A 7345-nucleotide genomic window follows, 5' to 3' on the forward strand; every position below is an offset into this window, starting at 1 on the left:
TGGCTTCGCGGTTGGCCTGTGCGATGTAGTCGGCGAGGGTTATCGTCTTCTCAGCCTTTGCCTCCAGGGCGTGGAGGTAGTAGCCGTCGATGTCCCCGATGTCCTTCGCGCTGGCCTCCGTGCCGCGGCGGCGGAGGCGGCCGCGTCCCCGTGCCCGCAGGGGAACGGCTGAAATCAGCCGTTCCCTGTTTCCATACGGGTCGCATGACCGTCTACTTCCGGACCCGATCGATCCTGTCCACTACAGTGCCCGCCAGAGCACGCGCGGGCAGTCCGGGGGGATCAAAATGGACACGGCGACCGAAACGTCCGGGGAGCATCAGAGCCTGCCCGCTGCGGCCGAGCCGCCCACGGCAACGCCCGCACCGCCCGGCAACGGCCCGGCCGCCGGCCCAAGCCCCAGCGCCGCCGCGGCCACCGGCACAGGATCCTCCGCGGGACCCGGCGCGGGCCCGCTCGCCGGGCCGGGGGCCGGGTCCGCCCCAACCCCCCGCCCCGGAACCGGCCTCGGCCCCGCCACCGGCCCCACCGCCGGGGACACCATCGGCGGTCGGGCCGCCGTCACCACCGGGCTCTGGGGCCGCGCCGAGCAGCAGGACTTCCGCAGCCGCGTCAGGGGCGCCCTGCTCGCTGCCGCCATCGGCGACGCCCTCGGCGCCCCCGTGGCCGCCCTCTCCCTCGACGCCCTGCACGCCGCACACGGCCCCGCCGGCCTGACCGACCCCCCGCCCGGCCCCGGCCCGGGGACCGGGACCGTGACCGCCGCCACCCAGCTCGCCCTGTTCACCGTGGACGGCCTGATACGGGCCCACGTACGCCGGGACACCGGCGCCTGGCACCCGCCGACCGACGTGCACCGCGCGTACCTGCGCTGGGCCGCCACCCAGCGCGACTGGGGCCCCGACGAGCGCCGCAAGGACAACGGCTGGCTGGCCCAGGAGGAGTGGCTCTACGCCCGCCGCGCTCCCGCCCGCGCCTGCCTGACCGGTTTCGCCGACGGAGTCCTCGGCACCCTCGACCAGCCGAAGAACCCCGCCGCCCGGGACGCCGCCGCCACCGCCCGTTCCGCCCCCTTCGGCCTGCTCGTCGGCTGGGAGCCCGCGCTCGTCCTCCAACTGTCCGTGGAATGCGCCGCGCAGAGCCACGGACATCCCGCCGCGTACCTGTCGGCGGGCGCCCTCGCCGTCATCGTCCACGGGCTGACCCGCGGCGAGTCCCTCGACTCCGCCGTCCAGCGCGCGCTCGGGCTGCTCGGGGTCCGCCCCGGCCACCAGCCCGTCACCGACGCCCTGCAGCGGGCGGTCGCGGCGGTCACCGCCGGCGTCCCGTCGCCGCAGGCCGTCGAGGCCCTGTCCCCCGGCGACGGCCGCGACGCCGAGGAGGTCCTGGCCATCGCCGTCTACTGCGCGCTCGTCGCCGAGAACGTGGCGCACGGCCTGCGCCTCGCCGTGAACCACGGCGGCGACTCGGCCGCCACGGCCACGCTGTGCGGGGCACTGCTCGGCGCCCAGCACGGGGAGACCGCCCTCCCGGCGGGCTGGCTCGCCGGCCTGGAGGGCCGCGCCACGATCCTGGAACTGGCCGACGACTTCTCCCTGGAGATGACCCAGGGCCCCGCCCTCCACGGCCCGACGGCCGCCTCCCCCGCCTGGCTGGCCCGCTACCCCCGCGGCTGAGCACCCGCACGGCCGACCACCCCGGAACCAGGGCCGGCCCCACGCCCGCCCCCGGGGCCGTGGCCGACGCGTGCCCCTCCCCTCCGCGCGCGCGAAGCCGTACCTTGGCCCTCCCACGCCTCGGAGGTGCCAGCGCACATGCGGATCGCCACGACCATCTTCCTCACCGACCGCACCATCTCCCCCGTACGCCTGGCCCGTGCCCTCGAGGAGCGCGGCTTCTCCGGCCTCTACCTCCCGGAGCACACCCACATCCCGGTCAGCCGCGTCACCGCCGCGCCCATGGGCGGCGAGCTCCCCGAGATGTACGGGCGCACCCTGGACCCCTTCGTCGCCCTCGGCCAGGCCTCCGCCGTGACCGAGCGGCTCCACCTCGGCACCGGCATCACCCTCGTCGCCCAGCACGACCCCATCGACCTCGCGAAGCAGGTCGCCACGCTGGACCACCTGTCCGGCGGCCGCGTCACCCTGGGCATCGGCTACGGCTGGAACGTCGAGGAGGCCGCCGACCACGGAGTCGACTGGCGCACCCGCCGCGAGCTGGTGCGCGACCGCATGGCCCTGATGCGCGCCCTGTGGGCCCCGCAACCGACCGCGTACCTCGGCGAGTTCTCCTCGGTCCAGGCCAGCTCGGCGCACCCCAAGCCCGCCCAGGCCCCGCGCGAACTCGCCCCGGGCGTCCCCCTGTACGGCCCCCGCACCATGATCGGCGGCCAGGCCGGCCCCAAGCTCTTCGCGGCGATCGCCGACCACGCCGACGGCTGGCTCCCGATCGGCGGCGGCCTCACGGAGTCCCTCCCGGTGCTGCGCCAGGTCTGGGAGGCCGCGGGCCGCGACCCCAAGTCCCTCCAGGTGGTCCCGTACGCCGTCCAGCCGAACCCCGGCAAGATGGCCCACTACGCGGAGCTCGGCTTCGACGAGGTCGTTCTGCAGCTCCCGTCGGAGGGCGAATCCGAGGTCCTCGCGGTCCTGGACGACTTCGCGCAGTACCTCTGACCTCTGACCTCTGACCTCTGACCCGGTAGGGCTAACCCCGCGGGTCCGGCTTCCAGTCCTGGACGAGGAGTCCGAGCAGCACCTCGTCGAGGAACTCGCCCATCACCCAGGCCGAGGAACGCAGCACGCCCTCGCGGACGAAGCCGTTGCGCTCGGCCGCGCGCAGCATCGCGTCGTTGTCGGCCAGCGTCTCGATCTGCATCCGGCGCAGGCCGCGCACGACGAACCCGTACGTGCACAGCGCCGCGACCACGTCGGTCCCGTAGCCCTTGCCGCGGGCCGACGGAAGGAGCCCGAGGCCGATGTGCGCGGACCGGTTGTGGTTGTCGATGCCCCACAGCGTCGCGCTGCCGATCAGCGTGCCGCCTTCCAGCTCCACGACGGAGAACGGGACGTGCCCCTGCTCCTTGTCGTCCGGCACCAGCCGCGGATCCTTGGAGCCGGGCGTGATCGGCCGCCACGGCCCGCTTTCGGCCCGCGCGGAGTTGACCACGTCGTCGTAGAGCTCGGTCAGCAGGATCGGAATGTCGTCCTCGTACCGGGCCCTGAGCCCGACTCTGGCACCTTTAAGCATGCGGGCTTCCTATCCGACCGGGCGCACCTGCGGCAAACCAATAAGCCTGCGGAAACCCACTGGTGACGGGGTGCCACGCACCGCGAGACTGGCCGGATGCCAGGCCGGCGCAAACGCAAGCAGAGCAGGGAACGGGCCCACCGCCGGGCCGCCGCCCTGCCCCCCGGCGGCTGGGAGCCGCTGTTCTCGACCGAGGACTACGCGGCCTTCAGGGCGTACGTACACCGCCTGCGCGCCCAGACCCCTCCCGTCGACCCGTCCCGGCTGCGCCTGGACACGTTCTGCTGCCGCCCGCCACACCTGTCGACCTACCAGGTCAGCGTGTTCGTACCGGAGACGGGGCCCGAACGCACGCCCGCATAAGGTGATCCGGACATCACGCGGACGGGGGCGGGGGAAGCATGGGAACGACGGAAGAGGCCTTCACGCCCCAGGAGGCACAGAGGGCCCAGAAGGCTCAGAAGGCCCGCCCGGCGGGCCGTACCGCGCGGAACTCGCTCTTCTGGGCCCTGCTCATCCCCGGCGCGGCCACGGTGGCCGGCTTCATCGCCCAGTTCCCGTACGGCGGTCTGTGGATCGGCGTGATCCTCATCCTCGCCGTGGCCGCCACCGGCGCGACCGTGGCGGGCCTGAACTGGCACCGGAGCGGCGCCGCCACGATCGTCGGCTTCGGCGTCATGGCCCTCGGCCTCTTCGCCGGGCCCAGCCTGTACGAGTCGTACGCGAAGCTGTTCGGCGAGCGGGTCGGCGCCGTGGTCGTCCTGAGCGGGGAGCGCACGGGCAAGCAGGAGGGCCACTTCTACTGCCACGTGATCGACGACGAGGGCGAGGTCAGCAAGCTGGGCAACCAGCAGAACTGCTACGGCGACTTCGCCGAGGAACAGCGCGTCGTCCTCTACAAGGACCCGCTCGGCGCCCTGTCCCCCTGGATCGAGCCCAAGGACGACCGCTCCCTCAGCCCCACCGGCCTGATCACCACGGGCGGGATCTTCCTCCTGATCGGCGGCAGCATGCTCAGCGCAGGCCTGCGGCGGCGCTCGGACCAGGACATCCTGGAGGAACAGCGCCGCAAGTACGGCCCGCCGTGGCGCTCCCGCGGCTAGCGGCCACCACCGACAGGGGGCCGGCCCCCTACGCGGGCAGCTCGGCCCAGACCGTCTTCCCGATCAACCGGTCCCGGACCCCCCAGTCGGCGGCGACGGCGTCCACGATCCGCAGCCCGTAGCCGGCCTCGGCCTGATACTCGTGCGGCCGCACGACCGGCCGCCGGTCCCGCCGGGCATCGGACACCTCGACGCGGAGCGCCCCCGGAATGAGGCTGATCCGCAACTCGAAGTCCCGCCCGGGAACCCGCCCGTGGGTGACGGCATTCGCGGCGAGCTCGGCGACGAGGAGCCCGGCGTCCTCGGAGAGCCCGGTGCGCTCGGGAATCCCCCAGTCGTGCAGCTCGACGAGGGCCAGCTGCCGGGCGAGGCGGGCCCCGCGCCGGGTGGCGGAGAAACGCTGAGTGAACACGCGTACGAGGGCCGAGGGGGCCTGGGGGGATCCTGAGGATGCGCTCATGGGAGCAACGTCCCGCGTGGGCAGGGGCGTTCCCCAGCAAGGCGACCGCTACTTTTCAACTGTACGAGTTCACGTTCTGGACAGTGGCGGTAACCGACCGTGAGGATTGCGACGGGGAGGTGACCGCCGTGGCGAGTGTCGGAGACAGCGGTGACAACGAGGTCGACCCCGACGTCGACCTGAGGAACTTCGGCGAGACGGTCAAGGCCTTCCGCAAACGGGCCGGCCTGACCCAGGAACAGCTCCACCCACTCGTCCGCTACTCCGTCCAGTACATCGGTTCGGTCGAGCAGGGCCGCCGCCACCCCTCCGTGCGGTTCGTCGAGCGGGCGGAGGAGGCCTTGGACGCCTTCGGCGTCATCAAGATCGCGGCGAAGCAGCTCCAGCGGAGGCGGGGGCTGGCGGTGTGGTTCAGGCGATGGGCCGAGCTGGAGAACGGCGCGGTCACGCTGAATACGTACGAATCCCGCTCCGTCCCCGGTCTGCTGCAGCCCGAGTCCTACGCGCGCGCACTGATCGAAGCGGTCCTGCCGCCGCCGACGGCCGAGGAGACCGAAGCTCGCATCGCGGCCCGGCTCGCCCGACAGGAACTGCTCACGCGCACGCCGTACACGGTCTTCAGCTTCATCCTCGACGAAGCCGTGATCGAGAGGCAGACGGGCGGGCCGGAGGTGACGGTCGAGCTGATCGACCACCTGCTGGCGTGCACCAAACTACCCAACATCGACCTGCAGATCATGCCGAAGGTAAGCCCGCAACACGCGGGACTGGGCGGGCCCTTCCGCCTCCTTGAGACGGAGGAGCACGAGTGGATGGGGTACAGCGAGGGGCAGCAGTCGGGCCGGGTGCTGTCGGACCCAAAGGACCTCAGCGTGCTCCACCAGCGGTATGCCAAACTTCGCATCCAGGCCCTCAATCCCGCCGATAGCGCGGGCCTGTTGATGCGATTGCGAGGATCCCTGTGAACAGCTCCCCTCTCCGGTGGTTCAAGAGCAGTTACAGCAGCGGCGACGGCGACAACTGCGTGGAAGTGGCCCTGTCCTGGCACAAGTCGACGTACAGCAGCGGCGACGGCGACGACTGCGTAGAGGTCGCGGCCTGCGCCGACTCCGTCCACATCCGGGACTCGAAGGTGGACGCCGGCCCCGAGCTGGCGGTGACGCCCGGTTCCTGGGCTGCGTTCGTGAGCGGGGTAACGGGCGCCTGAGCTGCGGGCCGCTCGGTGGCTTTGACGGTGACCGGGGGGCGTCCCGGAAGTCCAGTGTCCTTCCGCGCCGGGCCGGCCCGTCAAGGGCGCTCCTTCGTCGCGTCGCTTCGCGATGGCCTTCGGCCACCCTTGACAGACCGACCCGACACGGAAAAACACAAGACTCCCGGGATCCCCCCGGGGGATGGCCGGGAGGAACGAGAGGGAGGAACGGCCGAGTCAGAGGCCCAACGGCCCGCGTTCCGCCGGTCAGCCCAACCCGCACACGAAGACGACCACATCCCCCTCCGAGGCCTTGAGGCGCACCAAATCGCTACACAGTCCCACTCGGCATAGCGGCTGACCGCCGCCTGGGGCTGGGAGCGCAACAGATCGCTACACAATCCCACTCGGCTCAGCGGCCAACGGCCGTCTGGGGCTGGTGGCGCAACAGATCGCTACACACTCGCTCTCGGCTAAGCGGCTGGCCGCCGTCTGGGGCTGGGAGCGCAACAGATCGCTACACAGACCCTCCCGGCTCAGCGGCCGGCGGTCGCGTGGGGTTGATGTGCGCGTCATTTCGCTACGCGCTCCTCACCCATTGGCGTTCGGCGGTCGTTTGGGGCTGGTGGCGCACCAAATCACCACGCGCCGCCCACTGTTTGGCATCTGACGGTTGTCTGGGGCCGGTAGTGGGCCTCCCAGCGGCCCGAAGGGCGCCTGATGTCGCCTAACGGCGAGATCTTCGTCCTTAGCGTCGGAGAAGTGATCGTTTCGCTCCCACCCAGCCGCCATACCGCCGCAAATGGGGCATCGGGAGAGGGGTGGAGGCCTGGAAAGGGATCCGGGCGGCGGTCGCGTGCTCAGAGGGGCACATGGTCGTCGTGGGCGGCCTATCTCCGGCCCAAGACGACCGCCGGACGCCGAACCGACAGGAACTGTGTAGCGATCCGGTGCGCCCCAGCCCCCGACGGCCGCCGGACGCCAATCCCACCGAAGCACGTGGCGAAATGACGCGCACATCGACCCCAGACGACCGCTGGCCGCCAAGCCGAGAACGACTGCGTAGCGATCTGCCGCGCCCACCAGCCCCAGACGGCCGCCGGCCGCTAAACCGAGCGGGACTGCGTAGCGATCTGCCGCGCGCACCAGCCCCAGACGGCGGCCAGCCGCTAGACCGAGAGGGACTGCGTAGCGATCTGCCGCGCCTCAACGCCACAGGCGAGCCTGCTGCAACCAGGCCGCCCCTCGGAGAATGACCTCCCGGCCATCCCCCGGGGGGATCCCGGGAGTCTTGTGTTTTTCCGGGACGGGACGGCCTGTCAAGGGTGGCCGAAGGCCATCGCGAAG

The 7345-nt window shown here is 71.9% G+C and carries 8 protein-coding genes; 6 read left to right on the forward strand and 2 right to left on the reverse strand.

Translation table 11 applies throughout. The annotated features are described in order from the left end of the window. Nucleotides 1-287 precede the first annotated feature (287 nt). Both ACWGDE_RS33535 and ACWGDE_RS33540 read left to right on the forward strand, forming a co-directional pair. Nucleotides 288-1676: an ADP-ribosylglycohydrolase family protein gene (locus ACWGDE_RS33535; RefSeq protein WP_453392827.1), complete on the forward strand. Its 1389-nt coding sequence runs from the start codon at nt 288-290 to the stop codon at nt 1674-1676. A 138-nt stretch (nt 1677-1814) separates the two neighbouring features. Next, nucleotides 1815-2672, forward strand: a complete 858-nt coding sequence (locus tag ACWGDE_RS33540) for an LLM class F420-dependent oxidoreductase (protein WP_453392828.1) — start codon at nt 1815-1817, stop codon at nt 2670-2672. Between the two features lie 31 nt (nt 2673-2703). Here the strand turns inward: ACWGDE_RS33540 and ACWGDE_RS33545 are convergent, their stop codons facing one another. Then, entirely contained in the window at nt 2704-3246 is a 543-nt protein-coding gene (locus ACWGDE_RS33545) for a GNAT family N-acetyltransferase (RefSeq protein WP_453392829.1), read from the reverse strand. A gap of 96 nt (nt 3247-3342) precedes the next feature. On the opposite strand from ACWGDE_RS33545, the gene ACWGDE_RS33550 reads away from it, so the two are divergent. Then, nucleotides 3343-3609 carry a hypothetical protein gene (locus ACWGDE_RS33550; protein ID WP_453392830.1) on the forward strand — a complete coding sequence of 89 codons (267 nt, stop codon included), beginning with the start codon at nt 3343-3345 and terminating at the stop codon, nt 3607-3609. A gap of 38 nt (nt 3610-3647) precedes the next feature. Next, nucleotides 3648-4349 carry a hypothetical protein gene (locus ACWGDE_RS33555; RefSeq protein WP_453392831.1) on the forward strand — a complete coding sequence of 234 codons (702 nt, stop codon included), beginning with the start codon at nt 3648-3650 and terminating at the stop codon, nt 4347-4349. 28 nt (nt 4350-4377) lie between these two features. On the opposite strand, the gene ACWGDE_RS33560 is transcribed toward ACWGDE_RS33555, so the two are convergent. Then, the gene (locus ACWGDE_RS33560; protein WP_453392832.1) at nt 4378-4809 is read right to left on the reverse strand and encodes an ATP-binding protein; all 432 of its coding nucleotides are present in this window, start codon (nt 4807-4809) and stop codon (nt 4378-4380) included. 128 nt (nt 4810-4937) lie between these two features. Between ACWGDE_RS33560 and ACWGDE_RS33565 the strand changes: the two genes are divergently transcribed. Together ACWGDE_RS33565 and ACWGDE_RS33570 are read left to right on the forward strand one after the other, a co-directional pair. Then, complete coding sequence (locus ACWGDE_RS33565) at nt 4938-5774, forward strand: helix-turn-helix domain-containing protein (protein WP_453392833.1); 837 nt, start codon at nt 4938-4940, stop codon at nt 5772-5774. Next, complete coding sequence (locus tag ACWGDE_RS33570; protein ID WP_453392834.1) at nt 5771-6016, forward strand: DUF397 domain-containing protein; 246 nt, start codon at nt 5771-5773, stop codon at nt 6014-6016. The genes ACWGDE_RS33565 and ACWGDE_RS33570 overlap by 4 nt, the downstream gene beginning before the upstream one ends. Nucleotides 6017-7345: the final 1329 nt, after the last annotated feature.

The organism is Streptomyces sp. NPDC054956 (assembly GCF_053609185.1).

What these genes read in the sequence shown, in the direction of transcription:
- ACWGDE_RS33535 (WP_453392827.1), top strand. Translation starts at nt 288, where the DNA reads ATGGACACGGCGACCGAAACGTCCGGGGAGCATCAGAGCCTGCCCGCT.
- ACWGDE_RS33540 (WP_453392828.1), top strand. Translation starts at nt 1,815, where the DNA reads ATGCGGATCGCCACGACCATCTTCCTCACCGACCGCACCATCTCCCCC.
- ACWGDE_RS33545 (WP_453392829.1), bottom strand. Translation starts at nt 3,246, where the DNA reads ATGCTTAAAGGTGCCAGAGTCGGGCTCAGGGCCCGGTACGAGGACGAC.
- ACWGDE_RS33550 (WP_453392830.1), top strand. Translation starts at nt 3,343, where the DNA reads ATGCCAGGCCGGCGCAAACGCAAGCAGAGCAGGGAACGGGCCCACCGC.
- ACWGDE_RS33555 (WP_453392831.1), top strand. Translation starts at nt 3,648, where the DNA reads ATGGGAACGACGGAAGAGGCCTTCACGCCCCAGGAGGCACAGAGGGCC.
- ACWGDE_RS33560 (WP_453392832.1), bottom strand. Translation starts at nt 4,809, where the DNA reads ATGAGCGCATCCTCAGGATCCCCCCAGGCCCCCTCGGCCCTCGTACGC.